This window comes from Pelomonas aquatica, assembly GCF_026712205.1.
In the GTDB taxonomy this organism is placed as follows: domain Bacteria; phylum Pseudomonadota; class Gammaproteobacteria; order Burkholderiales; family Burkholderiaceae_C; genus Pelomonas; species Pelomonas aquatica.
Genome location: NZ_JAPPUW010000029.1, coordinates 20,706 through 46,136, shown reverse-complemented (window position 1 = coordinate 46,136; position 25,431 = coordinate 20,706). Strand labels below are relative to the sequence as shown.

Annotated in this window: 26 protein-coding genes, 1 tRNA gene and 1 pseudogene; 12 read left to right on the top strand and 16 right to left on the bottom strand. The window is 69.1% G+C overall.

What is annotated here, in order from left to right:
- Positions 1–48 precede the first annotated feature (48 nt).
- The 5 genes and pseudogenes from NYP07_RS21880 to NYP07_RS21865 form a co-directional block, all read right to left on the bottom strand.
- Positions 49–1,515 carry a cyanophycinase gene (locus NYP07_RS21880; protein WP_268153949.1) on the bottom strand — a complete coding sequence of 489 codons (1,467 nt, stop codon included), beginning with the start codon at positions 1,513–1,515 and terminating at the stop codon, positions 49–51.
- A 136-nt stretch (positions 1,516–1,651) separates the two neighbouring features.
- Entirely contained in the window at positions 1,652–2,071 is a 420-nt protein-coding gene (locus NYP07_RS21875; protein WP_268153947.1) for an acyl-CoA thioesterase, read from the bottom strand.
- A gap of 30 nt (positions 2,072–2,101) precedes the next feature.
- Positions 2,102–2,170, bottom strand: a pseudogene (locus NYP07_RS24175) (prepilin-type N-terminal cleavage/methylation domain-containing protein); the annotation flags it as partial.
- Positions 2,167–2,811, bottom strand: coding sequence for a YceH family protein (locus NYP07_RS21870; protein WP_268153945.1), 645 nt, complete (start codon positions 2,809–2,811; stop codon positions 2,167–2,169). The gene NYP07_RS21870 and the pseudogene NYP07_RS24175, both read right to left, overlap by 4 nt.
- Positions 2,811–3,593 (bottom strand): SDR family oxidoreductase, encoded by a 783-nt coding sequence (locus NYP07_RS21865; protein WP_268153943.1) that lies wholly within the window; start codon positions 3,591–3,593, stop codon positions 2,811–2,813. Before NYP07_RS21865 ends, NYP07_RS21870 begins: the two co-directional genes overlap by 1 nt.
- Before the next feature lie 186 nt (positions 3,594–3,779).
- Between NYP07_RS21865 and NYP07_RS21860 the strand changes: the two genes are divergently transcribed.
- On the top strand, positions 3,780–5,456 hold the full coding sequence (locus tag NYP07_RS21860) for an electron transfer flavoprotein-ubiquinone oxidoreductase (protein ID WP_268153941.1): 1,677 nt from the start codon (positions 3,780–3,782) through the stop codon (positions 5,454–5,456).
- On the opposite strand, the gene NYP07_RS21855 is transcribed toward NYP07_RS21860, so the two are convergent.
- Positions 5,441–6,067 (bottom strand): FMN-binding negative transcriptional regulator, encoded by a 627-nt coding sequence (locus NYP07_RS21855; protein ID WP_268153978.1) that lies wholly within the window; start codon positions 6,065–6,067, stop codon positions 5,441–5,443. The two genes, NYP07_RS21860 and NYP07_RS21855, sit on opposite strands and share 16 nt — an antisense overlap.
- A gap of 101 nt (positions 6,068–6,168) precedes the next feature.
- Here NYP07_RS21855 and fdhD point away from each other — a divergent pair, with 101 nt between their 5' ends.
- On the top strand, positions 6,169–6,948 hold the full coding sequence (gene fdhD / locus NYP07_RS21850; protein ID WP_268153938.1) for a formate dehydrogenase accessory sulfurtransferase FdhD: 780 nt from the start codon (positions 6,169–6,171) through the stop codon (positions 6,946–6,948).
- A gap of 31 nt (positions 6,949–6,979) precedes the next feature.
- Positions 6,980–7,630 carry a LuxR C-terminal-related transcriptional regulator gene (locus NYP07_RS21845; protein ID WP_268153936.1) on the top strand — a complete coding sequence of 217 codons (651 nt, stop codon included), beginning with the start codon at positions 6,980–6,982 and terminating at the stop codon, positions 7,628–7,630.
- Here NYP07_RS21845 and NYP07_RS21840 read toward each other — a convergent pair.
- Together NYP07_RS21840 and NYP07_RS21835 are read right to left on the bottom strand one after the other, a co-directional pair.
- Positions 7,622–9,364, bottom strand: a complete 1,743-nt coding sequence (locus NYP07_RS21840; protein WP_268153934.1) for an ATP-binding response regulator — start codon at positions 9,362–9,364, stop codon at positions 7,622–7,624. The genes NYP07_RS21845 and NYP07_RS21840 overlap by 9 nt on opposite strands.
- A 68-nt stretch (positions 9,365–9,432) precedes the next feature.
- Entirely contained in the window at positions 9,433–11,148 is a 1,716-nt protein-coding gene (locus NYP07_RS21835; protein WP_268153932.1) for a hypothetical protein, read from the bottom strand.
- Between the two features lie 469 nt (positions 11,149–11,617).
- Between NYP07_RS21835 and NYP07_RS21830 the strand changes: the two genes are divergently transcribed.
- Both NYP07_RS21830 and NYP07_RS21825 read left to right on the top strand, forming a co-directional pair.
- The gene (locus tag NYP07_RS21830; RefSeq protein WP_268153930.1) at positions 11,618–11,899 is read left to right on the top strand and encodes a type 2 periplasmic-binding domain-containing protein; all 282 of its coding nucleotides are present in this window, start codon (positions 11,618–11,620) and stop codon (positions 11,897–11,899) included.
- A gap of 139 nt (positions 11,900–12,038) precedes the next feature.
- Positions 12,039–12,377, top strand: a complete 339-nt coding sequence (locus NYP07_RS21825; protein WP_268153928.1) for a hypothetical protein — start codon at positions 12,039–12,041, stop codon at positions 12,375–12,377.
- Between the two features lie 126 nt (positions 12,378–12,503).
- On the opposite strand, the gene NYP07_RS21820 is transcribed toward NYP07_RS21825, so the two are convergent.
- The 6 genes from NYP07_RS21820 to cysS all read right to left on the bottom strand — a co-directional run bounded on the left by NYP07_RS21820 (position 12,504) and on the right by cysS (position 18,339).
- Positions 12,504–12,596, bottom strand: a tRNA-Ser gene (locus tag NYP07_RS21820).
- Between the two features lie 48 nt (positions 12,597–12,644).
- Entirely contained in the window at positions 12,645–13,919 is a 1,275-nt protein-coding gene (locus NYP07_RS21815; protein WP_268153926.1) for an aspartate kinase, read from the bottom strand.
- A 60-nt stretch (positions 13,920–13,979) separates the two neighbouring features.
- A complete protein-coding gene (tilS, locus tag NYP07_RS21810) occupies positions 13,980–15,281 on the bottom strand; it encodes a tRNA lysidine(34) synthetase TilS (protein ID WP_268153924.1) in 1,302 nt (433 codons plus the stop codon).
- Positions 15,250–16,221: an acetyl-CoA carboxylase carboxyltransferase subunit alpha gene (locus tag NYP07_RS21805; protein WP_268153922.1), complete on the bottom strand. Its 972-nt coding sequence runs from the start codon at positions 16,219–16,221 to the stop codon at positions 15,250–15,252. The genes tilS and NYP07_RS21805 overlap by 32 nt, the downstream gene beginning before the upstream one ends.
- Positions 16,222–16,327: 106 nt before the next feature.
- Positions 16,328–16,969, bottom strand: a complete 642-nt coding sequence (locus NYP07_RS21800) for a DNA-3-methyladenine glycosylase family protein (RefSeq protein WP_268153920.1) — start codon at positions 16,967–16,969, stop codon at positions 16,328–16,330.
- Positions 16,969–18,339 carry a cysteine--tRNA ligase gene (gene cysS, locus NYP07_RS21795; RefSeq protein WP_268153919.1) on the bottom strand — a complete coding sequence of 457 codons (1,371 nt, stop codon included), beginning with the start codon at positions 18,337–18,339 and terminating at the stop codon, positions 16,969–16,971. The genes NYP07_RS21800 and cysS overlap by 1 nt, the downstream gene beginning before the upstream one ends.
- Before the next feature lie 130 nt (positions 18,340–18,469).
- On the opposite strand from cysS, the gene NYP07_RS21790 reads away from it, so the two are divergent.
- The 5 genes from NYP07_RS21790 to NYP07_RS21770 are packed head-to-tail and all read left to right on the top strand — an operon-like array spanning position 18,470 to position 21,567.
- Complete coding sequence (locus tag NYP07_RS21790) at positions 18,470–18,988, top strand: tetratricopeptide repeat protein (RefSeq protein ID WP_268153917.1); 519 nt, start codon at positions 18,470–18,472, stop codon at positions 18,986–18,988.
- Between the two features lie 8 nt (positions 18,989–18,996).
- A complete protein-coding gene (locus tag NYP07_RS21785) occupies positions 18,997–19,557 on the top strand; it encodes a peptidylprolyl isomerase (protein WP_268153915.1) in 561 nt (186 codons plus the stop codon).
- Positions 19,554–20,051: a peptidylprolyl isomerase gene (locus tag NYP07_RS21780; protein WP_268153913.1), complete on the top strand. Its 498-nt coding sequence runs from the start codon at positions 19,554–19,556 to the stop codon at positions 20,049–20,051. Before NYP07_RS21785 ends, NYP07_RS21780 begins: the two co-directional genes overlap by 4 nt.
- On the top strand, positions 20,048–20,794 hold the full coding sequence (locus NYP07_RS21775; RefSeq protein ID WP_268153911.1) for a UDP-2,3-diacylglucosamine diphosphatase: 747 nt from the start codon (positions 20,048–20,050) through the stop codon (positions 20,792–20,794). Before NYP07_RS21780 ends, NYP07_RS21775 begins: the two co-directional genes overlap by 4 nt.
- Positions 20,791–21,567 (top strand): M90 family metallopeptidase, encoded by a 777-nt coding sequence (locus tag NYP07_RS21770; protein ID WP_268153909.1) that lies wholly within the window; start codon positions 20,791–20,793, stop codon positions 21,565–21,567. Before NYP07_RS21775 ends, NYP07_RS21770 begins: the two co-directional genes overlap by 4 nt.
- A gap of 45 nt (positions 21,568–21,612) precedes the next feature.
- On the opposite strand, the gene NYP07_RS21765 is transcribed toward NYP07_RS21770, so the two are convergent.
- Positions 21,613–21,942: a beta-barrel domain-containing protein gene (locus tag NYP07_RS21765; RefSeq protein ID WP_268153907.1), complete on the bottom strand. Its 330-nt coding sequence runs from the start codon at positions 21,940–21,942 to the stop codon at positions 21,613–21,615.
- Here NYP07_RS21765 and NYP07_RS21760 point away from each other — a divergent pair.
- Positions 21,926–22,228 carry a hypothetical protein gene (locus NYP07_RS21760; RefSeq protein WP_268153905.1) on the top strand — a complete coding sequence of 101 codons (303 nt, stop codon included), beginning with the start codon at positions 21,926–21,928 and terminating at the stop codon, positions 22,226–22,228. The two genes, NYP07_RS21765 and NYP07_RS21760, sit on opposite strands and share 17 nt — an antisense overlap.
- 94 nt (positions 22,229–22,322) lie before the next feature.
- Positions 22,323–25,010 (top strand): hypothetical protein, encoded by a 2,688-nt coding sequence (locus tag NYP07_RS21755; protein WP_268153904.1) that lies wholly within the window; start codon positions 22,323–22,325, stop codon positions 25,008–25,010.
- Positions 25,011–25,146: 136 nt separating this feature from the next.
- On the opposite strand, the gene NYP07_RS21750 is transcribed toward NYP07_RS21755, so the two are convergent.
- Entirely contained in the window at positions 25,147–25,404 is a 258-nt protein-coding gene (locus tag NYP07_RS21750; protein ID WP_268153903.1) for a Tn3 family transposase, read from the bottom strand.
- Between the last annotated feature and the right edge of the window lie 27 nt (positions 25,405–25,431).

Here is a 25,431-nt window from a genome sequence, read left to right as displayed (position 1 = left end):
CGATGGGAAATCGGAGGGGCTGATATCTTGGCAGGAAACCCGCGGCGCTCAGCGCGGAGCCGGCACGCCCGCAGCCCCGGCGGACGCCGCCGGGTTCGCCGCCTCCGGCGGCCTGGGTGGCCCCCAGCCGCCGTACAGCGGCATCGGCAGCCGCACCGGGCTGATGTCGAGGTAGAGGTTGGCCACCGTGAACTGCTCGCCGCCGAACTCCTCGGTGCTCCAGCCCAGCGAGTCCGGGCCCTTGTAGACGCGGAACAGGAAGCCCAGTTCGGCCAGCGGGTCGTTGGCGCGCGGCAGCACGTCGAAGGCCAGGCCCTTGACCTCCCGGCGCGCGCTGTCGATCAGCCGGCTCATCGCGTTGGAGATGGTCGAGTCGCCCAGCATGTCGAGGTGGAAGACGTCGTCGGTGTAGTAGGGCTTGAAGCCGGGCGACTCGGCATCGTGCAGCTCGCCGCGCAGCTTGGGCGCCGACGGCGTCGTGGCGCGCGCGCGCAGGTGGTAGCGGTCGCCATGCTCCAGGTAGGACAGGCGCGCGCCCTGCACGTTGAAGGCGCCCAGCGCCGCATCGGTCCTGGCCTCGGTCAGGTCGACGACCAGCGCGCCGCGGTCGCCGATGATCTCGATCTCGTCGCCGCGGATGATGGCCGCCGTGTTCTCGTCCACGCCCAGGCCGATCTTGTAGCCCTTGGCCATCATCAGCGGGATCATGCGACCGAAGCGGCCGCGCTTGAGGAAGTGCTGGTCGACGAACAGATTGGGGCCGACGAAGCCGAGACCTCGGTCGATCTGCTTGCCGTCGACGAAGCGGCCCTTCAGGATGTTGATGACGCTGGGCGCGTCGCGGAACATCACGGTGCTCATGATGGCCGCGCCGGCCGATGTGCCCACCACGACGCCGCCCTTGCGGTAGACGTCCCAGATGGCTTCCAGCATCGGCGTGCTCTGGCCGCCCGGCTGCAGCACGTCGACGATGCGCTCCTGCGTGCCGCCGGTGAAGAAGATGCCCTTGGCGGCCTTGACCTTGGCGATCAGCGCCGGGTCACGCACGACCTTGTTCAGGTCCACCCACAGGAACTTCGGCGCCACGGGCAGGGCCTCGGCGATGGCGCCGCGGCGCTGCAGCAGGTCCACCACCTGCTTGGCGCTGGCTTCGGGGTCTTCGCTGGCCGTGCCGAAAACGACGAAGCGCGCGCCCTTGCCGCCTGCGAGATGGACGATGCGCTGCCAGACCTCCTCGTTGTCCGCCTTGAGCGCGCCGCCGATGGGGACGGCGTAGCCGCGGATGGCGGGTTCGGCATCGACGACCGCGGGCACCGGGGCCGCCGCGGCCGAGGCGGCCGCCGCGGGCTTGGCCGGGGCAGGCAGCGCGCCGCGGGCCGCCGACGCAGGCGCGGACGGCCGGAACAGCTTGAAGCCCTGCGGCGCGCTCGCGGCCGGCGCCACCGTCGGCGGCGCCGCCTGCGCCCCCAAGGCCACCGCCATCGCCGCCCAACCCGCCCAGATCCATGCCCTCATGCCCAGCGTCCTCCTCAATCAGACCGCGCATGATGACAGAGGCTGGATGACGCACTCGCCCCGGATCCACCCGCGGGAGCCCGCCGACCCGCGCGACCGCCGCGCCTGGGTCGGCGCGACGTGCGCCTGCCGCCGGTCAGCCGACGACTCCGCGCAGCCAGTCCGGCAAGGCAATGGCCTTGTCGGTCTGCGCGTCGAACCACAGCGTCGTCGCGCCGCCCTCGGCGTAGAGGGTGCCGGGCTCGTCGGCGCGCTCCAGCGTGATCCAGGTCTCGAAGCTGGTGCGGCCCGGGTCGCTGACGTAGTGCTTCGCAAGCACCTCGCCCGGGCATTTGAGCTGGCGGTAGAAGTTGCAGAAGGCGTTGACGATGACCGGCCCCTGCCCGCCCGGGTTGGGCGGCGCGCCGATCTGCGTGAGCCAGTCGACGCGCGCGATCTCCAGGTAGCGGAAATAGAGCGTGTTGTTGACGTGGCCCATCGCGTCCATGTCGCCCCAGCGCATCGGGATGCGGCACTCGTAGGTCAGCTTCTTGGCGGCGGGGACGCTGTATCTCATGGTGGCGGCTTTCAACGACGGGGCACCCAAGCATGCCAGGATGGCCGCGATGGCGCAGGCCACCATCAACTCGATCAGCGTGAAACCTCGCGGCCTCAGGCGGACAGGCCCTGCTCGGCCGCCATGCGCAAGACCAGCTCGCGCAGCGAGGCCAGCTCCGCCTTGACCGCCGCCAGCTCGGCCTTCTGCAACGCCAGCTCCTCGTCGCGCGGCGACGCTGCCGCCACGGCCTGTTCGACGGATGCGACCGGCCCGCACAGCAGATGCGCCCAGCGCGCCTCGCGGGCACCCGGCGCTTTGGGCAGCTTGACGGCGAACGGCGGCTCGCGCGCGGCCAGTTCCTCCAGGAAGCCATCCACCGACGACACATCGGCAAAGCGGTGCAGGCGCTCGGTGTTCTGCCGCAGCTCGGCCGCCGTCTGCGGGCCGCGCAGCATCAGCTGGGCCAGCAGGGCCATCGCGGCACCGGGCACGCTCAAGGCCCGCGCGAAGTTGTGCTCGTAGCGCAGCACGCGGCTGCCGCTGACGGTGTTGACGAGGCTGAGCGACTTCAGTTCCTCCACGGTGGCCAGCACCTCGGCCTCGCCCACGTCCATGACCGGGTCGCGCGCCGTCTTCTGGTTGCAGCCGGCGGTCAGCGCGTTGGCCGACAGCGGGTAGCTGTCCGGCACGGTGGATTCCTTCTCGACGAGGACGGCGAGGACGCGGGCCTCCAGCGGGGTCAGGTCTCGCTTGAACATCAGACGCCGAAGCCGTCGTCGGCCTGGATCACGGCACCGTTGATGAAGTGGCTCTCGTTCGCGCACAGCATCAGCAGCGCCGTGTCGAGATCCCTGGGCTGGCCCACGCGCTTGCGCGGCAGCAGCTCGACGAGCTTCCTGCCCTGCTCCGTGTCCCAGTGGTGGTGGTTGATCTCGGTGTCGATGTAGCCGGGGCAGATCGCGTTCACGTTGATGCCGTACTTGCCCCACTCCAGCGCCATCGCGCGGGTCATGTGGATGACGGCGGCCTTGCTCATCGCGTAGACGCCGATCTGGCCCAGCACGCGCAGGCCGGCCATCGAGGCCACGTTGACGATGCGCCCGCCGATGAAGGTGCCCGGCGCCGCGCCGCGCGCGCGGGCCAGCATGCGCTTGCCCACCTCCTGCGCGACGAAGAAGGCGCCGCGCGTGTTGGTGTCCATCACATAGTCGTAGTCGTTCTCGCTGACGTCGGTGAGGCGCTGCGTCGTGCTGACGCCAGAGTTGTTGATGAGGATGTCCAGCGTGCCGACCTCGGTCTCGGCATGGGCCACGGCGGCCTTGATGCTGGCCACGTCGGTCACGTCGAGCTGCACGACATGGGCATCGCCGCCGCGGCCTTCGATCTCGGCGCGCAGATCCTTCAGGCGCTCGACGCGGCGGCCGGCCAGCACGACGCAGGCGCCGGCCTGGGCCAGCGTGCGCGCGAACTGCGACCCCAGGCCGCTGGACGCGCCGGTGATCAGGGCCACACGGCCTTCGAGATTGATGGAGTAGCTCATGGGACTGCCTTGGGAGTGGGTTGCACCGATCCTACCGGTCAGGGCCTGTTCGCACGACGGCAATGGGTCGCGTTGCCGTCGTGTGAACAGGCCCTAGGCTGCCCGCACTAAAAAAGCACGATCGTTCGATTCGCGGCCCAGCCTCTCTAGAATCGCGCGGAAATCCAAGCTGACGGAGACCCGGCAATGACATCCGAAGAAATCCTGGCCCAGTTCGGCCCCCGCGAGTCCATGGAGTACGACGTGGTCGTCGTCGGCGGCGGGCCGGCGGGCCTCGCCACGGCCATCCGCCTGAAGCAGCTGCGGCCCGACGCCAGCGTCGTCGTGCTCGAGAAGGGCTCGGAGCCCGGCGCCCACATCCTGTCCGGCGCCGTCATGGACCCGCGTGCCATCACCGAGCTGTTCCCGAACTGGAAGGAGCTGGGCGCGCCGCTGAACCAGCCCGTGTCCGGCGACGACGTGCTCTTCCTGAGCGAGACCGGCAGTTCGCGCACGCCCGATTTTCTCGTGCCGCGCAACTTCCACAACCACGGCTGCTACGTCATCAGCCTGTCCGACGTCGTCAAGTGGATGGCCAGCCAGGCCGAAGCCCTGGGCGTCGAGATCTTCCCGGGCTTCGCCGCCGCCGAGGTGCTCTACGACGACCAAGGCCGCGTGAAGGGCGTGGCCACCGGCAACATGGGCATCACCAAGGACGGCGAGCCCGGCGACAACTTCCAACTCGGCATGGAGCTGCTCGGCAAGTACACGATCTTTGCCGAAGGCGCGCGCGGCCACCTGGGCAAGCAGCTGCTCTCGAAGTTCAAGCTGACCGAGGGCAAGGACACGCAGACCTACGCGATCGGCATCAAGGAGCTGTGGGAGATCCACGCCGACAAGGCCCAGCCCGGCAAGGTGGTGCACACGGCCGGCTGGCCGATGGAAGGCGACACCTTCGGCGGCGGCTTCCTCTACCACCTGGACGGCAACAAGGTCACGCTGGGCTTCGTCATCGGCCTGGACTACGACAACCCGTATTTGAGCCCCTTCGAGGAGATGCAGCGCTGGAAGGCCCACCCGGCCATCCGCGCCCACATCGAGGGCGGCAAGCGCATCGGCTACGGCGCCCGCGCGATCAACAACGGCACGCCGCAGGCCCTGCCCAGGACCGTGTTCCCGGGCGGTGCGCTGGTCGGCTGCGACGCCGGCTACCTGAACGCGGCCCGCATCAAGGGCAGCCACGCGGCCATCAAGAGCGGCATGCTCTGCGCCGAGGCCCTGGCGCCTGCGCTGGAAGCCGGCCGCGCCCAGGACGAGCTGGCCGCCTACCCCGAAGCCTTCGAGAAGAGCTGGCTGAACGAAGAGCTGCAGCAGACCCGCAACTTCAAGCTCTGGTTCAAGAAGGGCAAGACGACCGGCCAGCTGATGACCGGCATCGAGCAATGGCTGCTGCCCAAGCTGGGCGTCGCCAACCCGCCGTGGACCCTGCACAACCACAAGGCCGACAACACCGCGCTGCGCCCGGCGGCCGAGTGCCGGCCCATCGCCTACCCCAAGCCGGACGGCAAGCTGACCTTCGACCGCCTCTCGTCGGTGTTCATCTCCAACACCAACCACGAGGAAAACCAGCCGGCCCACCTGACGCTGAAGGACGCGTCGGTGCCGGTGCAGGTCAACCTCGCCAAGTACGCCGGCCCCGAGAGCCGCTACTGCCCGGCGGGCGTCTACGAGTTCGTGCCGAATGAAGGCGGCAGCGGCGAGCGGCTGCAGATCAACGCGCAGAACTGCGTGCACTGCAAGACCTGCGACATCAAGGATCCGACGCAGAACATCGTCTGGGTCACGCCCGAGGGCGGCGGCGGGCCGAACTACTCCGGCATGTAAGCCCGTTCCAGCCGCGCCATCCACTCGGCCGTGGCGCGGTCCTCGGCCCGCCCGGAGGCGGCCAGCGCCGCGCGGATGCGCTGGCGTTCGGTCGCCGCGCGGTTCTGGCTCATCTTCAGCTTGAGCTCCCAGCGCGTCACGCGGATGCGAAAGCCGACGATGGCGCCCAGCAGCTTGTGCTGGAAATCCTCCGGCAGCCTGCGCCACTGCTCGGCGTAGCCGGGCTCGAAACGCCCGATCAGGCGCTTGAGCAGGCCGTCCTTGTCGGCCGCGCCGTCGATCAGCTCGACCTCGCCGTAGGCATGCAGGGCCGCGTAGTTCCAGGTCGGCACGTTCTTCACCGACTCGTAGTGGCCGGGACTGACGTAGGCGCCCGGGCCGCTGAAGACGGCCAGCACCTGCCGCTGCTGCGACAGCCAGCCCCAGTGCGGGTTGGCGCGCGCCATATGGCCTTCGAGCGCGAAACCCTCGCCCTCATCGGCCGCCACCAGCGGCAGATGGCTGCCGAAGCTCTGCCCCTGGGCATCCGGCCCCACCAGCAGGGCCAGCGGATGCTCGGCCACGAGGCGCAGTGCATGCTCGAAGTCGGTGGACCTGAAGTGGGCGGGCATGTACACGGCTGGGCTCCGGCGGACGGTGGCGAAATGGAGGCGCGATCATCGCGCACGGCTTCGCCCCCTCCCCCCGGCGCTCCTCCTATCATCGCGACCCTATGCGGCACGAATCCCTTCGCCCGACCGAAGCCCTGCTCAGGCTGCGCCCGCCGGGCGGCACGGCCGACGAGGAGATCGCCGTCGAGATGCCGGTGGCGCTGACCGTCAACGGCGTGTCCCAGGCCGTCATGCTGGCCACGCCGGCCGACCTGGAGGACTTTGCGCTCGGCTTTGCGCTGGCCGAGGGATGGATCGCCCACCGCGGCGAGCTGCTGGACATCGAGACCGAGGCCCGTGCCGACGGCATCGAGCTGGCGCTGACGGTGACCGCCGTGCGCGAGCAGGGTCTGAAGCTGCGCCGCCGCCAACTGGCCGGCCGCACCGGCTGCGGCCTGTGCGGGCTGGAGAGCCTGGCGGACTTCAACTCGCTGCAGCCGGCGCCGGTGCAGGCGCCTGAGCTGGCGCCGGGCGCACTGGCGCGCGCGATGGCCGAACTGCACCGCGCCCAGGTGCTGAATGCGCGCTGCGGCGGCCTGCATGCAGCGGCCTGGTGCGCGCTGGACGGCGCGCTGCGCCTGGCGCGCGAGGACGTGGGCCGGCACAACGCCCTCGACAAGCTGATCGGCGCGCGCGCCGCCGCCCCCGGCGACCCGGCGCCCGGCTTCGTCGCGATGTCCAGCCGCGCCAGCCACGAGCTGGTGCACAAGGCCGCGATGGCCGGCATCGGCCTGCTGGCCTGCGTCTCGGCGCCCAGCAGCCTCGCGATCTCGACCGCGCAAGGCCTGGGCCTGCGGCTATGGGCGTTCGTCCGCGAGGGCCGCGCGACGCGCTACGCCTAGACTCACCCATCCACTGACCAGCGGGCCGATCTTGCAGACCCAAGCGCTTCTCGTCGACGACCACCCCCTGTTCCGCGAAGGGCTGGCGCTGCTGCTGGCCCACCAGTTCCCGTTTTGGCAGCTGCTGCAGGCCGGCAGCCTCGAACAGGCCGCGGCACGCCTGGCCGAAGCGCCCGGCATCGCCCTCGTCGTGCTCGACCTGTCGCTGCCCGACAGCGACGGCCTGGCCACGCTGACCCGGTTGCGCGCGCAGGCGCCGGGGCCGCGCTATGTCGTGCTGTCGGCCAGCGATGCGGCCGAGTTCGTCGTCGGTGCCATCGAGGCCGGTGCGGCCGGCTTCGTGCCCAAGACCTCGCAGACCGGGGCCATGCTCGCGGCCATGCGCACGGTGCTGGATGGCGGCGTCGTGCTGCCCGCGGCCTTCGGCGCGGACGCCGCCACGCCCCCGCGCACGCCGACCGAGGCGCTCGGCATCTCGCCGCGCCAGAGCGCCGTGCTGCGCCTGCTGATCGAGGGCAAGAGCAACAAGGCCATCAGCCGCGACCTCGGCATCGCCGAGTCGACCGTGAAGACCCATCTCGAGGTCATCTACCGCAAGCTCGACGCGACCTCGCGCACCCAGGCCGTCGTCGCCGCGGCCCGGCTGGGCCTGCGGCTGGATGCGCGGCCCGAGTCAGCCTGAAACGGCCGGGCGCGCCGTCAGCGCCACCCGCCCCAGCCAGGCCCGCAGCGCCGCGGGGCTGACCGGCTTGTGCATGACCGGCAGGTCGCTGGCCGCGATGTCGATGAGCTGGCTGGCCGTCACGTCGCCGGTCACGATCAGGGCCGGCACGTCCGCACCCAGTCGCTCCCGCAGCCGACCCACCCACTCGACGCCGGTGCCCTGCTCGAAGCGGTAGTCGCACAGGATGGCGTCCGGCACGGGCAGGCCGTCGTCCAGCCGGGCCAGCGCGTCGGCGCCATCGCGCGCGACCACGCCCTCGCAGCCCCAGGCATCCAGCAGGCCCTGCAGCGCGAAGCGGATGGGCGCCTCGTCGTCGATGACGAGGACGCGCAGGCCGGCAACGGGCTCGGCCTGCCGCGCCCCAGCCAGCGCGGGCTCGGCCGCGGAGGCCGGCGCGCCGCGCGGCACGATGACGCGGAACCTCGAGCCCCGCCCGTGGCGCGAGCACAGCTCCACGCGATGGCCCAGCAGCTCGGCCGTGCGCCTGACGATGGACAGGCCCAGGCCGAGGCCCAGGCTGCGGTCGCGCTGCGGGTTGTGCAGCTGCACGAACTCCTGGAAGACCGCGTCGAACTGGTCGGCCGGGATGCCGATGCCGCTGTCCCAGACCTCGAAGGCCAGCCCATCGCCGTGGGGCCGGACGCCGACGAGCACCCCGCCCCGCTCGGTGTAGCGCAGCGCGTTGGCGACGAGGTTGTCCAGCATGCGCGCCAGCAGCGCGCGGTCGCTGCGCACCCAATGCGCGGCCGCATGCGTGCGCAGGCTCAGGCCGCGCGCCGCGGCCAGCGGCGCGAACTGGCGTTCGATGCCCGCCAGCAGCTCCTGCACCGGCAGCGCCACGGGCTCGGGGCGCTCGACGCCGGCGTCCAGCCGCGAGATGTCGAGGATGCCGTTGAGCAGCGACTCCATCGCCTCGGTGGACTGGCCGATGCGCTGCACCAGATCCTCGACACCGAGGCCGCGGGCGCGTTCGCCGAGCAGGCCGATCAGCAGGCTCATCGCATGCAGGGGCTGGCGCAGGTCGTGGCTGGCCGACGCGAGGAAGCGCGTCTTGGCCAGGTTGGCCTGTTCCAGCGCCTGCGTCTTGGCGGTCAGCTCGCCGACGAGGCGGGCGTTCTCGAAGCCGAGTTCGATGGCCCGCACGAAGCCGCGGTGGAAGGCGCGGCCATAACCGATCAGCGTCCACATCAGGATGGCGAAGCCGGCCGCGATGCCCCAGTTGAGCGTGCCGCCGCGCAACGCGTAGATGAGGGCCAGCGTCCCCTGCCCGGCGATCTGGAAGCCGTAGAGCATGGGCAGGTGGTGGGCGTTGAAGACGCTGCCTGCCGTGAAGACCACGCACAGCGCCAGCACGACGAAGGCCTCGAAGCCGAAGTTGTCGGGCCGCACCAGCACCGCGCAGGAGGCCCAGGCCAGGCCGAGCACCACGCCGAGCGCGGCATAGCCGGACAGGAAGCGCTGCTGCGAGGCTCGCGCCATCAGCCGCGGGAAGGCGAACTGCCCGGCCAGCACGAGCAGCATGCCGCAGGCCCAGGCCAGCAGCGCAAAATGGGCGCTGTGGGCATAGGCCACGCAAAGGACGACGAAGACGCCGCCCACGGAGCCGAGCGCATCGGCCACCGTGCCCTCCGTCAGCGCGCGCCGCTTCTCGCGGGCGATGGCCTCGTGCAGTGGCAGGGTGGCGTCGGGCATGTTGTGCATGGGGCGGTGATGCAGACCGGGCGCATTCTGCTTGCGCCCGGCCCCACCACCGTCCGGGCTCAGGGCTTGTCGATGGAGACCGCCACGAAGCGATTCGCGTTCACGGTGCTCACCGTCACGACGATGCCTTCGAACGGCAGCTGGATGACGCTGCTGCACTTGGCATAGGCGGCGCCCTGCGCGTCCGTGCAGAGCTTGGGATCGCGGTAGCGCGCGCCCGCGAAGCTGAGCTGGGTCGCATCCACCGGGTTGAAGGCCAGCGTGTCGAAGTGGCCGTCATTGGTGGTGGCCGAGTATTGGCGCGTCACGGTGCCGGCCGTCGCATCGACCTTGGCCACCGTGTTGGAGTCCTCGGTCACGGCGCCGATGCCCGTGGCTGGCCTCACCGTGAACTGCCAGAAGTTCGACACCTTGCCGGCGGTGGGCAGGGTCAGCTTGTCCTGGCTGGTCAGCACGTTGACCGCGCCGGAAACGGGATCCCAGCCCAGGATGAAGGTGCGGCCCGAGGCGCTGCGGAAGGCGAAGCCGCGCGTCGAGACCGTGCCCGTCGGCTCGACGTAGTCGAAGCCGCCGGCCGAATTCGGTTTCAGCGTGCCCTTCTTCTGAGTGTCCGCCGTGCAGGCGCCATAGCCGGCCGGGCAGTTGAAGATGCCCGAGTCGCTGCCGTCCGCCGGGCCGTTGTAGCCGTCGGCCCTGAACTTGGTGACGCCGAAGTCGCCGATGAAGCTGTCGAAGCCCTTGGCGTAGGTCACGCGGTTGTAGCTGCCCGCCAGCGCGGCGACGTCGAGCCGCTGCTCCGGGATCGCGACGCCGGAGACGCCGCCCGACTGCAGCAGCACGGCCATGCCGGAACGGGCCACCAGCACGCGCGTGGCCGTGGCGCCGGCGGCGCTCGCGGTGTAGTCGCAGGCGGCGTTCTTGGTCAGCGTGAATTTCGTGCTGCCGACGGTGGCGGTCAGCCCGGCGGCATCCACGCTGACCCGGTAGCTTGCCTGCGCGGGGTCGGTGGTGTCGAAGTTCACGACGCGCAGCGTGCCGGTCTTCAGGCCCGGGCAGTCCGAAGCGGCCGGCGCCAGCAGGGTCGTGAGGGTGGCACCGGCCGTCGTGTCGCTGCTCTTGCTCGCGCTCTGCACGGCAGTGCTCAGGTCGGTCAGCGACGCGCCAGCGCTGGCGAGCGTGGCCTTCAACTGCTCCAGCACGCCGTCGTAGTCCGTCTTGCTGCCTGCCACGATGGCGCCGGCCAGGATGTCGGCGGCCTTGGTCGTGTCGACGCCCGCCGTCTTCAGCGTGCCCAGCAGCGCGGTCTGCGCCGTGGTGATGTCGCTGGCCTTGATGGCCGTGACCGCGCTGAAGCCGGTGACGAAGGCCTTGGGGTCCGTGCCCGCGTACTTCGCGATCAGCAGCTCGCTCAGCGGCGTGATGTTGGCCGTCGCGCTGGCGCTGCCGGTGCTGGTGCCGGGGATCAGCGAATGCAGTTCGAGGCTCTTGTCGCTGCTCGTCGCGGTCAGCACGCAGGGCAGCGCACCGCCGGTGATGCTGGCCGAGAACTTGCCGTCCGTGCCGGCCGTCGCGGTGGCGGTGCCAGCCGCGCAGCTGATGGTGATGGCCGCGTTCGCCATCGCGGCGCCGGTGGCCGCCGTGCCGCTGACGGCCAGTGCGGCGGTGGGGGTCTGCGGGGGAGCTTCGCCGCCGCTGCCGCCGCCACAGGCGACCAGGGTGGCGGGAATCGCGATGACGACCAGGTGTCGGGCCAGGCCCGTAGCGGATGTAGTCAAATTCACCTCTCTTGGTTCTGATGATGGGCGGGCGATGTCGGCCGAGCCGGGGCGGATTTCAGAACGGGTGCCGGGGGCAGGCCATCCGCCATCCGGCGGAGGCGGACCGCCGCCGCGCCTTCAAGCGTGAATTTGTTGCCGGCGCGAGGGGCTCAGTGCACGCGGGTCGAGCCTGGCATGCGCCGCCTCGACAAGACGGCCCCAGCGCCTGGCCTCATGCCCGACCTCCGCCATCGGCCAGGCGCAGCCGCGCATCGGCGGCGAGATCGGCGTTCTGCTCCGCGGCGATCAGCCGGCGGCCGTCCGTCCGGATCGCGGTCGCCGTCGATGCCCCGCTCCACCTGCGCGAGGCTCAGGCCGCCCGACAGCTCGCGGCAGTCGTGGCCCAGCGTCGATCGGCTATCTGCAACGCCGCGGCCGGCCCCGGCAGCCCGAGGACATCGCCAGCCACGACGCCATCGCCCACACGATGCGCAACGAGGACTCGGCGCTGCGCTGGGATTTGCGCCGCGGGGATGAGGTCCGCATCATCGCGCCCACCGCCAAGCTTGCCGTGCGGGACGGTGCCGGCGCCATCGACGCGGCAATCCATGGCGGCGGCCTCTCGCGGCCCTTCGAGCTGGCCTTGCGCCCGGCCTTGTCGGCGGGCCGGCTGGAGCCGGTGTTCGCCGTGCTGCCGCATGCGCACCGCGTGCCGGCCAAGGTCCGGGCCTTCGCGGACTTTGGCGCCGCCCGCGTCGCGCCGAACTGAAGCACGAAGCGCCAAACATCATTGCGCTTCTTTACGGATGGGCTGTGCACCGCGATCGACGCCGGACGGTTTACATCGCACCTCTTGACGAGGCGCCCACCGAACTGGGCAACATCCTCAGCAACCCATGGAGCCGCACATGAAGAAGTCCTTGATCGTCACCACCCTGCTGTCCATCACCGCCGCTGCCAGCTTCGCCCAGGGCGCCACGTCCGCCCCGGCCGGCAACTGGAAGAAGGAGCATCCGCGCCGCGCCGAGGTGAACCAGCGCCTGGAGAACCAGGACAAGCGCATCAGCCAGGAGGTCAAGGAAGGCGAAATGACCAAGGCGGAGGCCCACAAGCTGCACAAGCAGGATCACCAGATCCGCCAGGAAGAGCGCGACATGGCGTCGCAGAACGGCGGTCACATCACCAAGGGTGAGCAGAAGGTGCTGAACCAACAGGAGAACAAGGTCAGCAAGGAAATCGGCAAGTAATCCGGGACGGCCTCGGCACCCGGACGCCCCATCCTTGGGGCGCCGGCTTTGCTGCCAGATTGGGGTGCGCCTTGCGAACCGGCGCCAAAGAAAAACGCCGCTCGAAGGAGGCGTTTACAGGCTGGTTGGCGGAGTCGGAGGGATTCGAACCCTCGATGCAGGTTTTGCCCACATACTCCCTTAGCAGGGGAGCACCTTCGGCCACTCGGTCACGACTCCAGCACAGCCGCGCATTCTATACCAGGCGCGGCGGCCTCCCGGGAAAAATCAGGCGCCCGCCTGTTCCTGGTCCAGATCGAAGGCCTTGTGCAGCGCGCGCACGGCCAGCTCCATGTACTTCTCGTCGATGACGACGCTGGTCTTGATCTCGCTCGTGGAGATCATCTGGATGTTGATGCCCTCCTCGCTCAGCGCGCGGAACATCTTGCTGGCCACGCCGACGTGCGAGCGCATGCCGATGCCGACGATGGAGACCTTGCAGATCTTGGGGTCGCCCATGACCTTGGCGGCATTGGTGGCCGGGCCGACGGTGTTCTGCAGCAGCTCCATCGTGCGCGCGTAGTCGTTGCGGTGCACGGTGAAGGAGAAGTCGGTCTTGCCGTCGTGGGAGACGTTCTGGATGATGACGTCGATGTCGATGTTGGCCTCGGCCACGGGGCCGAGGATCTGGAAGGCGATGCCGGGCTTGTCGGGCACGCCGAGCAGCGTCACCTTGGCCTCGTCACGGTTGAAGGCAATGCCCGACACGACGGCTTGTTCCATTTTTTCGTCCTCTTCAAAACTGATCAGGGTGCCGGACTTGGCTTCCTCGTTGATGTCGATGTCCCAGGGCGTGAAGCTGGACAGCACGCGCAGCGGCACGCGGTACTTGCCGGCGAACTCCACCGAGCGGATCTGCAGGATCTTGGAGCCCAGCGAGGCCATCTCCAGCATCTCTTCGAAACTGATGGTGTGCAGGCGGCGCGCCTCGGGGACGATGCGCGGGTCGGTCGTGTAGACGCCGTCCACGTCGGTGTAGATGAGGCACTCGTCGGCCTTCATCGCCGCGGCGATGGCCACGGCCGAGGTGTCGGAGCCACCGCGGCCCAGCGTCGTGATGTTGTTGTCGGCATCGATGCCCTGGAAGCCGGCGACGACGACGACCCTGCCGGCCGCGAGGTCCTCGCGCACGCGCTTGTCGTCGATGCTCTCGATGCGGGCCTTGGTGTAGGACGAGTCGGTCGACACCGGCACCTGCCAGCCCGTGTAGCTGACCGAGGGCACGCCCTCGGCCTGCAGCGCGATGGCCAGCAGGCCCACCGAAACCTGCTCGCCGGTGGCCGCGATCATGTCGAGCTCGCGCATGACCTCGGGCGTGGTGCTGGCCGGCGACAACTCCTTGGCCAGGCCCAGCAGGCGGTTGGTCTCGCCGCTCATCGCCGAGGGCACGACCACCATCTGGTGGCCGGCGCGCACCCATTTGGCGACGCGCTTCGCGACGTTGCGAATGCGATCGGTGGAACCCATCGAGGTGCCGCCGTACTTGTGGACGATCAGAGCCATGAGATTGAGCGAAGGCTGAAGACGGAGCCGCCGGGACGGCATGCTCGCAAACCCCCGATTTTATGCGGCAACCCTGGCTTCGCCTTCGCTCTGCAGCAAGGCTGAATCCTCCTGCCAGCGCACGGCAAGCTGAGGCGCATCTTTTTCGGCGAAGGCACGGGCGTCCATGCCCAGGCCGGCGACCGCGATCAGGCCGGCCTCGTCGAACAACAGCGGCCCGCCACGCCGCCACGGCGGCAGGCCGGCCTCCTGGCAGGCCTTCTTCAGGCTGCGCGGCACCGAAGCCGGCGCGCGCTGGAACTGCTCGCCACCGGCCCGGGCACGCTGCGTCAGGCGGGCAAGCCGCGCGGGCGGGATGCCGGGCGAGGCCGGCTCGACGAGCCAGGCACCCTGCCAGCCGGGCTGGGAGTGCAGGCCGGGGCGGCTCAGGTCGATGGCCGAGGGCGGCGGAGGCTCGCAGCTTCCCGGCGCCCAGAAGAGCCCGCCGCGGTAGGCATGCAGCGCCCCGCCTGGCGCAGGCCAAGACGCCGTCGTGCCGGGATGCCATTCGGTCCGCAGCCGCTCGACCAGGCTGGCGGGCGCGGCCATGTGCCGGGCGAGCCAGGCACGCAGCGCATTGCTGGCGCGCGCGGGCAAAAGGCGGGACAGCGCGGCCAGGTCCAGACGTTCGGGCGTCGACAGGCTCGCGAGGTCGGCCGCCGCGACCTCGGCGGCCAGTTCGTCGGCCTGCTGGACCCAGCGCGCGGCCTGGGCCAGGCCGGCCTCGGCCCCCGGGAAGGCCGGCCACAGCGTCTGGCGCAGACGGTTGCGGGCAAAGCGCGTGTCGGCATTGCTCGGGTCTTCGATCCAGCGCAGCCCGTGCTGCTCGGCATAGGCGCGGATCAGGTCGCGCGGATGGTCCAGCCAGGGCCGCGCCCAGCACAGACCGTCCCGCCACTGCTGCCTCGGCATGCCGGCCAGGCCGGCCGTGCCGGCGCCGCGCAGGGCCTGCAGCAGAAAGGTCTCGGCCTGGTCCTGGCGGTGGTGGGCCAGCAGCAGCAGGTCGGCGCCGGCCGCCAGCGCCATGTCGTGCAACGCGCGGTGACGACCTGCGCGGGCCCAGGCCTCGACGCTGTCGCCGCGCGCGGGCGAGCCGCTCAGCCGCGTGCAGGCGAAGCCGGCGCCGAGTTGCCGTGCGATGCGCTCGCAGTGCGCGGCCCAGGCATCGGCCTGCGGCTGCAGGCCATGGTGGACATGGAGGGCAATGACCCGCTGCCCCGTCACCGCACGGGTGACGGCATGCAGCAGCGCCGTGGAATCGAGGCCGCCGCTGAAGGCGACGGCTACCGCATCACCGGTTCTTGGTGTCGCCGAATCGGCCATAGGCCTGCAGGCGTTCGTAGCGGCGGTCCAGCAGTTCGCGGGTCTTGAGGTCGCTGACCTGGCGCAGCGCGTCGTTCAACGCGCGCTTCAGGTTGGACGCCATCTGCTTGGCGTCGCGGTGAGCGCCGCCGACGGGTTCGCTGACGATCTTGTCGATCAGGCCCATGGCCTTCAGGCGGTGGGCCGTGATGCCCAGGGCCTCGGCCGCGTCGGACGCGCGCTCGCTGCTCTTCCACAGGATGGAGGCGCAGCCCTCGGGCGAGATGACGGAGTAGGCCGCGAATTGCAGCATCAGCACCTGGTCGGCGACGCCGATGGCCAGCGCGCCGCCCGAGCCGCCCTCGCCGATGATGGTGGCGATGATGGGCACTTCCAGCTGCGCCATCTCGAGGATGTTGCGGCCGATGGCCTCGCTCTGGCCGCGCTCCTCGGCACCGATGCCGGGGTAGGCACCCATGGTGTCGATGAAGGTGAAGACCGGCAGGCCGAACTTCTCGGCCAGCTTCATCAGGCGCAGGGCCTTGCGGTAGCCCTCGGGGCGCGGCATGCCGAAGTTGCGCAGCGTGCGCTCCTTGGCGTCGCTGCCGCGCTGGTGGCCGATGACCATGCAGGCCTGGCCGTTGAAGCGCGCAATGCCGCCGACGATGGCCGCGTCGTCGGCGAAGTGGCGGTCGCCATGAAGCTCCTGGAACTCGGTGAAGACCTCGTTGCAGTAATCCAGCGTCTGCGGGCGCTGCGGGTGGCGGGCCACCTGGTAGACCTGCCAAGGCGCGACGCTCGCGTAGACCTCCTTGGTCAGCTGCTGGCTTTTCTTGGAGAGGCGGTCGATCTCTTCCGAGATGTCGACGGCCGACTCGCTCTGCACATAGCGCAGTTCTTCGATCTTGGTCTCGAGCTCGGCGATCGGCTGCTCGAATTCCAGAAAGTGTTTCTTGCTCAATGGAGCCCCTCGTCCGGTGAGTACACCGGCCGATCCCCCGAGGGGATGCGGGCCGGCTTGGGAGCGGCCCGGCGCTCGGCCCGCTCTGAGTGGTTGAACAATGACCTCAATAGTCCACAGGCAGCGGATCGAGGCTCCGCCAAATGTACCAAACCGCCACCGAGCGGTAGGGTGCCCAGGCGTCGCCGACCTCGCGCGCCTCGGCGCGGGAGACCGGCTCGCCGGAGAAGTAGTTGGTGCTGATGCCCTTGAGCAGGCCGACGTCGTCCAGCGGCATCACGTTGGGGCGCATCAGGTGGAAGATCAGGAACATCTCGGCCGTCCAGCGGCCGATGCCGCGGATGGCGACCAGTTCCTCGATGATGGCCTCGTCGTCCATCTGCGCCCATTGGCGCACATGCACCTGGCCGGCGTCGAAGTGCTCGGCCAGGTCGCGCAGGTACTCGACCTTGCGCGCCGACAGGCCCGCGGCACGCTGCTCGTCCACGCCCAGGGCCAGCACGCTGGCGGGCTGGCACTTCGGCGCCAGCGCGACCCAGCGGGTCCAGACCGACTGCGCGGCCTTGACCGAGATCTGCTGGCCGACGATGGAGCGCGCCAGCGTCGCGAAGGCGTCGCCACGGCTCTGCAGGCGGGCCTCGCCGAACTGGGGGATGAGCTTCTTCATCACCCGGTCGCGCTTGGCGAGGTGCTTGCAGGCCTCGTCCCAGTAGTCGGGCGTGACCTCGACGGGATGCTTGGACGCCATCAGCTCTTGACCCAGGTCGTGCCGCCCGCGCCGTCCTTCAGCGTGATGCCCTTGGCCGACAGCTCGGCGCGGATCGCATCGGCGCCGGCGAAATCGCGGGCCGCCTTGGCCGCGGCGCGCGCGGCGATGCGCTCCTCGATCCAGGCGGCATCACCGCCCGAGCCGCCCTGCAGATAGGCGCGCGGCTCCTGCTGCAGGATGCCGAGCACGCCGGCCAGCGCCTTCAGCAGGCCGGCCCGCTGCGGCGAGCGGTCGCGGTTGACTTCGTTGACGAGGTCGAAGAGCACGGCGATGGCGCCGGGCGTGCCGAAGTCCTCGTCCATGGCCGCCTTGAAGGCAGCGGCGCTGGGCTCGCTCCAGTCGATGGTCACGTCGGCCGGCGGCACGGCGTCCAGCGCCGTGTAAAGCCTGGTGAGCGCCGTGCGCGCGTCTTCCAGATGCGAGTCGCTGAAGTTGAACGGGCGGCGGTAGTGGGTGCGCAGCATGAAGAAGCGCAGCGTCTCGCCGTCGAACTTCTGCAGCACGTCGCGGATGGTGAAGAAGTTGCCCAGGCTCTTGGACATCTTCTCGCCGTCGACGTTCAGGAAGCCGTTGTGCAGCCAGTAGCTTGCGAACGGATAGCCGGCGCCCTGGCTCTGAGCGATCTCGTTCTCGTGATGGGGGAACTGCAGATCCGCGCCACCGCCGTGGATGTCGAAGCTCTCGCCGAGCAGCGCACAGCTCATCGCCGAGCATTCGATGTGCCAGCCCGGGCGGCCCTCGCCGAAGGGCGCGGCCCACTTGGCATCGGCCGGCTCCTCGGCCTTGGCGGCTTTCCAGAGCACGAAGTCCAGCGGGTCCAGCTTGCCGTCGTCCACGGCCACGCGCTCGCCGGCGCGCAGGTCATCGAGGCTCTTGCCGCTGAGCTTGCCGTAGCCCTCGAACTTGCGCACCGCGTAGTTCACGTCGCCACCTTCGGCGCGGTAGGCCAGGCCGCGGTCTTCCAGCCGCGCTATCAGCGACAGCATCTGCGGCACATAGGCGGTCGCGCGCGGCTCATGGTCGGGGCGCAGCAGGCCCACGGCGGCGAAGTCCTCGTGCATGGCCGCCGTCATCTCTTCCGTCAGCTGGCGGATCGTGATGCCGCGCTCGACGGCGCGCTTGATGATCTTGTCGTCGATGTCGGTGATGTTGCGCACATAGGTGACGCCCAGGCCGCTGGCGCGCAGCCAGCGGTAGATGACGTCGAACGCCATGTTCATGCGCAGATGACCCATGTGGCAGAGGTCGTAGACCGTGATGCCGCAGACGTACATGCGCACCTGGCCGGGCACGAGCGGTTGGAAGTCTTCGAGATTGCGGCTGAGGGAGTTGTAAACGCGCAGGGACATGGGAGAGAAGGGCGCACCGTTGGCGGGCAACCACCAACAAGAAGCCCCGCACCGGGTCCGCCCAGGCGGGGCTCATAGAATGAAATCAGTATAGCGGCCGACCCTGACGCCGCCCCCCGCTACAACCCTCATGCGACTGCCCCTCCCCCTCCTACTACTGCTGGCCGCACTGGCTGCCGCGCCGGCCCGTGCCGACGACCTGGCGAGCGCCCAGCGCCTGTGGCTGGCCGGCCAGAAGCCCCAGGCCGTCGACCAGATCGAGCAGGCGCTCAAGCGCACACCCGACGACCTGCAACTGCGCTTCGCGCTCGGCGTCATGCGCATGGAACTGGGCGACCGCGCCCAGGCCATGCGCATCTTCACGGGCCTGACCCAGGACTTCCCCGACCTGGCCGATCCCTACAACAACCTCGCCGTGCTGCACGCCGCCGCCGGCGAGCTGGACGAGGCCAAGGTCGCGCTGGAACAGGCCCTGCGCCTGCAGCCCGAGCACGCCCAGGCCCAGGAGAACCTGGGCGACGTGCTGGTGCGCCTGGCGCTGCGTGCCTACCAGCATGCGCAGAAGACCTCGCTGGCGCCCAGCGAGGCGCTGACCAACAAGATCAGCCGCACGCTGGCCCTGACCGGCGACGCTCCCAAGACCCGCTGAACACCTTCATGACCAAGACCGCACTGTTACTCGCCGCCCTGCTGGCCGCCGCCGGCGCATCGGCCCAGACCGTCAAGCTGCAGACGACCGAAGGCGACATCCGCATCCAGCTGGACGCCGAGAAGGCGCCCAAGACGGTGGCCAACTTCCTGCAGTATGTGAAGGCAGGCCATTACAGCGGCGTCATCTTCCACCGCATCATTCCCAACTTCATGGTCCAGACCGGCGGCTACGACGCCAAGTTGAACCAGCGCCCGACCAAGCCGCCGATCCCGCTGGAGTCGCACAACGGCCTGTCCAATCTGCGCGGCAGCGTGGCGATGGCCCGCACGGGTGACCCGAACTCGGCGACGTCGCAGTTCTTCATCAACGTGGTCGACAACCTCTTCCTCGACGGCGAGCCCGACGCGCCCCGCAGCGGCTATGCCGTCTTCGGCCAGGTCGTCGAAGGCATGGACGTCGTCGACAAGATCCGCGCAGCAGAAACCAAGCCGGCCGGCATGCACGAGAACCTGCCGGTCAAGCCCATCTTCATCACCAAGGCTCTCGTCGAGCCCGTCAAAAAATGAGCCAAGTCAAGTTCACCACCAACCACGGCGACATCCTCATCGAGCTGGATGCCGAGAAGGCCCCGCTGTCGGCCGCCAACTTTCTCGCCTACGTGCGCAGCGGCCACTACGACGGCACGGTCTTCCACCGCGTCATCAAGGGCTTCATGATCCAGGGCGGCGGCTTCGAGCCCGGCATGAAGCAAAAGCCCACCGAGGCGCCGATCCAGAACGAGGCCAACAACGGCCTGAAGAACGCCCACTACACGCTGGCCATGGCGCGCACCAATGCGCCGCACTCGGCCACCGCGCAGTTCTTCATCAACACGACGAACAACGGTTTCCTGGACTTCAAGTCCGAGTCGCCGTCGGGCTGGGGCTATGCCGTGTTCGGCAGGGTGATCCAGGGCCAGGACGTCGTCGACAAGATCGAGAAGAGCAAGACCGCCAGCCGCGGCGGCCATGGCGACGTGCCCGTCGAGGACGTCGTCATCGAGAAGGCCGTCGAGGTTTGATCCCTACGCTGACGGCACCGGCGCAGTGGCGGCAGGTCGACCTGCTGTCCGACCTGCATCTCGGGCCCGACACGCCGGGCACCTTCGCCCGGCTTGAAAAACATCTGGCGCAGACGCCAGCCGATGCCGTGCTGCTGCTCGGCGACGTCTTCGAGGTCTGGGTCGGCGACGACTCGCGCCACCAGCCCTTCGAAGCCTCCTGTGTTGCCATGCTGAAACGAGCCAGCCAGCGGCTGGGCCTGTTCTTCATGCATGGCAATCGCGACTTCCTTGTCGACACCGACATGCTGGCCGACTGCGGCATGACCGCCCTGCCCGACCCCACCCTGCTCTCCGCCTTCGGCGAGCGCTGGCTGCTCGTGCACGGCGACGCGCAGTGCCTGTCCGACACGGCCTACCAACTCTTCCGCAACCAGGTTCGCTCACCCCAGTGGCAGGCCGAACTGCTGGCTCAGCCGCTGGCGGCCCGTCAGGCACTTGCACGCCAGATGCGCGAAGGCAGCCGCGCGGCGCAGGCCGCCCAGCTACAGGCCAGCGATCTCGACGCCGATGTCTGTCGAGCCCTGCTGGACGAAGCCGGCGCAAAGACGATGATTCATGGCCACACGCACCGCCCCGGCGAGCACGACATTGGCCATGGCATGAAGCGCATCGTGCTGTCCGACTGGGATCTGGACGCGACGCCACCGCGCGGCGACGTGATCCGCCTTTCGGCCGCCGGCCTGCAACGCATCCCGCTTTGATCCTCAAGGCCATCAGGAACTGGCGCGAGCAACGCGCCATCGAGCGCCATGCCATCCCGGATGCGCTGTGGCAGCTGACGCTGCTGCGCTACCCCTTCCTGGCCCAGCGCAGCGCGGAGGATCTCGCCGAATTGCGCCGGCTGTGCAGCCTGTTCCTCGCGGGCAAGGAGTTCCACGGCGTCGCCGGCTTCGAGGTCAGCGACGAGATCGCCGTGGCCGTCGCGGCCCAGGCCTGCCTGCCGGTGCTGCGCCTCGGCCTGGGCTGGTACGACGGCTTCGTCGGCATCGTCATGCACGCCGGCGAGGTCGTCGCGCAGCGGCGCTACGAGGACGAAGACGGCATCGTCCACGAGTACGACGAGGAACTGGCCGGCGAGGCCATGGAAGGCGGTCCGCTGATGCTGGCCTGGCAGGCCATCGCCGTCAGCGACGACCCGGCCGAGTTCGGCGCGGACGCGGTCTACAACGTCGTCATCCACGAGTTCGCCCACGTCATCGACATGCGCGACGGCCTGGCCGACGGCGTGCCGCCGCTGGATGCCGCCGAGCGCGAGCGCTGGATCGAAGTCATCGACGCCGAGTGGGAGACGTTCTGCCAGCGCGTCGATGCCGGCGAGGACACGCTGATCGACCCCTACGGCGCCGAGGCCGTCGAGGAGTTCTTCGCCGTGGCCGTGGAGGCCTTCTTCGTCGCACCGGCTGCGATGCGGACCGAAGAACCGGCGATGTATGCGCTGCTGGCCGGCTTCTTCAAGCAGGACCCGGCAGCTTGAAAGAACAAGGGGGTGTAAGCCCGAACCAGATTTTTTTCCGACGGGCTACCTTTCGTGCAAGCTCTCCTGCATGTGCTGCTTCACTGGGTTGAGCAGGTAGTCGATGACACGTCGCCGGCCTGTCTTGATCTCCGCCGTGAGGTTCATGCCTGGCGCCAACTTGATCCGCTTGCCGTCCACGTCCAGGCTGGCGGTGCCCAATAGCAGGCTGGCCGGGAAAATCGCCCCGCGCTTCTCGTCATTGACCGCGTCGGCGGCAATGCTTTGCACCTTTCCATCCACGGTGCCATAGCGGGTGTAGGGGAAGGTCTCCAGCTTGATCGTGGCGACCTGCCCCGCTCTCACAAAACCCACGTCCTTGTTCTCGAGCACCACCTCGGCAGTGTCCTGGGCATCGTCCGGCAACGCCGCGACGCAGCGCGGCCAGGCCCAGCAGGCGCACGGCGACGGCTACTTCCGCAACCAGCAGGAAGCCGGTCGCGGCCTGATGGGGCAGAGCACCTACGTGGCCCCGAACGGCGCGACGGTCGCGCTGCCGCACGGCTGGCAACCGAACACCACCCAGGTTTACCAGGGCAACACGTATCACGTTGATGCCTCCGGCCAATACCACGTGCTGACCGGCAACGGCTGGTGGGTGCCGGTGACGCCGCAACGCTGATCCGCCGCCGCACCGCTGTTGCCCTTCCCGCTTGCTAACGATTGCCTAACGGTCGTCGTCGAAGCTGCGCGCCATCGCAACCTGAGGAGGCTCCATGAAGATCCAGGACACTGACGCGCTGGCCCAACCCGACCCGCTGCGCCGCAAGCTGTTGCTCGGCCTGCACGGCATGGCGCTCGGCACGCCGCTGGGGATCGGCGCTTGCGGCGGGACCGGAGATGGCAGCAGCGACAAAGGCAGTTCCGACGCGAAGATCGACACCATCGTCGCCAAGCTGCCCAAGCTCGAGCGCTCGGCCCAGGCGGTCCGGGTGGCGCTTGCCTCCGGCAGCGCCGTCGCCCTCGCGTCGACCAACCTCGTCTCCGCGCACAACGTGTCGCAGGTGGCTGCCGACGGCAGCGCCGGCGTGATCACGATCGGCGGTGCGCCTCAGATGAGCTATCTGTTCGATGCCGGTGGGCAACTGCTGCTCATGAGCGTCATCGAGGACGGCGTACGCACCACGATCGACTCCCGCGGCACCGCCGAAGCGTTGCTGCTCGTCACGTCCGAAGTCGCGCTGCAGGGCCCGGCGATGGCGATCGCACTGCGCCGCGCATTGGCCAGCTCGAACTTCAACACCGTGGTCGAGCCGTTGCGCCTGGCCGTCGAGGCCGCACAAGGTCGCAAGGGCATCGACCCGAGCGACACCGAGCTGATGAACGCCCTGAAGGCGGCCACGCTGCGCCTGCGCGGCAAGAGCGCGGCAGCACCCGCGAGCGCGTCGCGTGAACGTGCGCTGTCGGTGACGGTGTCGCCGTCGGGCGCCAAGAGCGGCATCACGATCCTGCCAACCGAGGACTTCAACACCGTGGTGCTGCAGAACCAGTTTCGGCGGCGCACCCACGCGTGGATCGCACGGTCGGGCTCCTACGACGCCGCCGGCACCCTCACGCCAGTCGCGCCGGCCGTTGCGGTCGTGGACTTTCCGCTCGACGCCACCACCGCGCTCTCGTTCGACAACATCGTCACCAACGTCGGCGACTACATCGCGCAGTTCTACGCCGACATCGGCTTTCTCGGCGCCTACGAGTCGGGCAGTGCGGTGTGGACACCGGTCAAGAGCGCGCCCGTGCAACTGCCGTTCGCGCCGGACGGAGCGCAGACCGTCGTGCACACGGTGCGCGTGGTCGGCATCTCGGCGTCCGAGAGCGGAACGCTCTCGGACGCCGAGAACCGAGCCTACGAGCAAATCCTGTGGGATACGCTGATCGAGGACATCGCCAAGCCGTTCATGCGCACGCTGGTCCTGCCGATGGTGAACGAACACGTGGCCAAGCTCGGCAAGCTGGAGTTCCAGCAGGCGAGCTGGGCCCTCGTGCTCAACGGCCTCACCGACCTGTCGAGCCTTGCCGTCGGTGGACAGTTCTTTCCGAACACGATCGCCGCACTGCGCGCCGGCCAGTTCAAGACGGCGATCAGCAGCTTCCTGACCGAGTTCTTCAGCAGCAACACGTTCCAGGGGCTCTACGAGGCGGGCTTCCGGGCGTGGATGCGCGCGTCCTCGACCAACTGGACGCTGCGCGACGGCAGCGGCACGCTGATCGGCGTCAACCTGCTGTCGCAGGAGGACCTCGTCGCGCGCAACGTCGCGGCGCTGCGCGGTGCGCTCGACAAGCTGGCGCGCATCATCCAGCTCATCAAGGTCGCCACGCTGGTGGGCGACTACGCGGCGATCGGCAAGGACATGCTGGCCTCGGCACGGATGACCGAGTTCACGCTGAACATCTCGAAGGCGAAGACATCGCTGTCGCCGAATCCGTTCCAGGTGGCGGCGACCTCTGGCCAGTTCCCGATCACCGTGAAGGTCGATGGGCTGGATGCCGCGGTGCCGCCTTCCAGCGTGTTCGTCCAGTGGAGTTGCCGCGGCAAGTACGGCACGCTCTACCAGGTCGGCGGCATCGGCACCAACACGTTCGAAAGCGCGCTCACCATCCCGACTCACAACTACGTGCCGAGCGGCATCGAGGGCGACCCCGCCGATCCGGACACGATCACCGCGACGGCCTACTATCGTAACCCGGCGACTAACAGCCACGGCCGCATCGAGATGGGCAAGGCCTCGGTCAGCGTCGAGTTCAAGCGCGAGTTCAGCGTCTCGATCAGCCCGAACTCGACCGATGTGCCGAGCGGCATCGATCTGCCGATGACGGCGTTCCTGAACGAGAAGCTGCCTGCGGGTTCGACAGTCGACTGGCAGTGGAGCCACGCCGGCGTGGGCTCGCTGCAGGCCGTCGCGCCCGACGGCAACCCGGCCGACAGCCAGGCCACGTTCTCGACCGGCTCCAGCGAAGGCACGGCAACGTTGACCGTGCAGGCGACGGTGCGGGTGCCGGCGAGCGACCCGAAGGGCGCGCGCACGATCCAGACGCAACCGGTGAGCACGACGCTCAAGGTGAAGAAGGGCGTGCGCACGATCACCTTCGTCGCCAGCGGTGGATCGTTCTCGTTCGCTTGCGCCTCTTCGGCACCCTGCTTCTACGGCGCATTCCTCGTTCCGATCATCCCTGGGGCGATCAACTACACGGCCGTCTTCACCGACTTCGCCTACGGGGGGTGCAATCGAAGCTTGAGTTGGACTACGGGGAGAGGCGATGGCGGCGGCTGCGAGTTCCCGATCACATACCACCCCTTCCGGCCTGCGCAGGTGGTGACGAACACGTGGGCCGTGTGGATGGGCTTCAGCGACACCTGGAATCCGGGCAACGGCAAGTGCACTGTGACGATCACCTTGCCGGCGTGACCATGCGCCGCAGCGTCATGCCTGGTCAATCCAGCGAAGTCAGCATGTTCCGTAAGTGGTAGATTTGGCTGGCGCAATTTTTCCAAAGCGTCGCTTTTTGCACCCTGCCAGCGGACGGCTGCAAGCGGCCATGATTTCAACCTTGGGCCCGGCGACGGACTGTTTCTTGGTCGCGCAGCAGCGCATCGAGGTACTTCTCGACCCCGAAGGTCAGCATGCCGCGGAAGTTCACGTGCCCGAAATGAGCCGGCCCGATATGCCTCAGCCACGACTCCCCGATGGCGTGCATCTGCTTTTTCCGCCTGTCGGCAACCGCTTGGATCTGCGCCGTGTTCCAGGCGAGCAGGATGTTGGACAGCAGCGCGTGCGAGCCGGTCTTGTCCGGTGCCCGCATGCGAAGGTAGTCGTCCCGGCCGTCGTT

Bases quoted from the DNA above. Each gene is read 5' to 3' on its own strand.
- NYP07_RS21790 (WP_268153917.1), top strand. From the start codon at position 18,470: ATGCGACTGCCCCTCCCCCTCCTACTACTGCTGGCCGCACTGGCTGCC.
- tilS (WP_268153924.1), bottom strand. From the start codon at position 15,281: ATGGCCGATTCGGCGACACCAAGAACCGGTGATGCGGTAGCCGTCGCC.
- NYP07_RS21870 (WP_268153945.1), bottom strand. From the start codon at position 2,811: ATGTTCAAGCGAGACCTGACCCCGCTGGAGGCCCGCGTCCTCGCCGTC.
- NYP07_RS21800 (WP_268153920.1), bottom strand. From the start codon at position 16,969: ATGGCGTCCAAGCATCCCGTCGAGGTCACGCCCGACTACTGGGACGAG.
- NYP07_RS21830 (WP_268153930.1), top strand. From the start codon at position 11,618: ATGCGCAACGAGGACTCGGCGCTGCGCTGGGATTTGCGCCGCGGGGAT.
- NYP07_RS21860 (WP_268153941.1), top strand. From the start codon at position 3,780: ATGACATCCGAAGAAATCCTGGCCCAGTTCGGCCCCCGCGAGTCCATG.
- NYP07_RS21755 (WP_268153904.1), top strand. From the start codon at position 22,323: ATGAAGATCCAGGACACTGACGCGCTGGCCCAACCCGACCCGCTGCGC.
- NYP07_RS21825 (WP_268153928.1), top strand. From the start codon at position 12,039: ATGAAGAAGTCCTTGATCGTCACCACCCTGCTGTCCATCACCGCCGCT.
- NYP07_RS21840 (WP_268153934.1), bottom strand. From the start codon at position 9,364: ATGCCCGACGCCACCCTGCCACTGCACGAGGCCATCGCCCGCGAGAAG.
- NYP07_RS21815 (WP_268153926.1), bottom strand. From the start codon at position 13,919: ATGGCTCTGATCGTCCACAAGTACGGCGGCACCTCGATGGGTTCCACC.
- NYP07_RS21855 (WP_268153978.1), bottom strand. From the start codon at position 6,067: ATGCCCGCCCACTTCAGGTCCACCGACTTCGAGCATGCACTGCGCCTC.
- NYP07_RS21780 (WP_268153913.1), top strand. From the start codon at position 19,554: ATGAGCCAAGTCAAGTTCACCACCAACCACGGCGACATCCTCATCGAG.
- cysS (WP_268153919.1), bottom strand. From the start codon at position 18,339: ATGTCCCTGCGCGTTTACAACTCCCTCAGCCGCAATCTCGAAGACTTC.
- NYP07_RS21865 (WP_268153943.1), bottom strand. From the start codon at position 3,593: ATGAGCTACTCCATCAATCTCGAAGGCCGTGTGGCCCTGATCACCGGC.
- NYP07_RS21880 (WP_268153949.1), bottom strand. From the start codon at position 1,515: ATGAGGGCATGGATCTGGGCGGGTTGGGCGGCGATGGCGGTGGCCTTG.
- NYP07_RS21750 (WP_268153903.1), bottom strand. From the start codon at position 25,404: ATGCGGGCACCGGACAAGACCGGCTCGCACGCGCTGCTGTCCAACATC.
- NYP07_RS21875 (WP_268153947.1), bottom strand. From the start codon at position 2,071: ATGAGATACAGCGTCCCCGCCGCCAAGAAGCTGACCTACGAGTGCCGC.
- NYP07_RS21785 (WP_268153915.1), top strand. From the start codon at position 18,997: ATGACCAAGACCGCACTGTTACTCGCCGCCCTGCTGGCCGCCGCCGGC.
- fdhD (WP_268153938.1), top strand. From the start codon at position 6,169: ATGCGGCACGAATCCCTTCGCCCGACCGAAGCCCTGCTCAGGCTGCGC.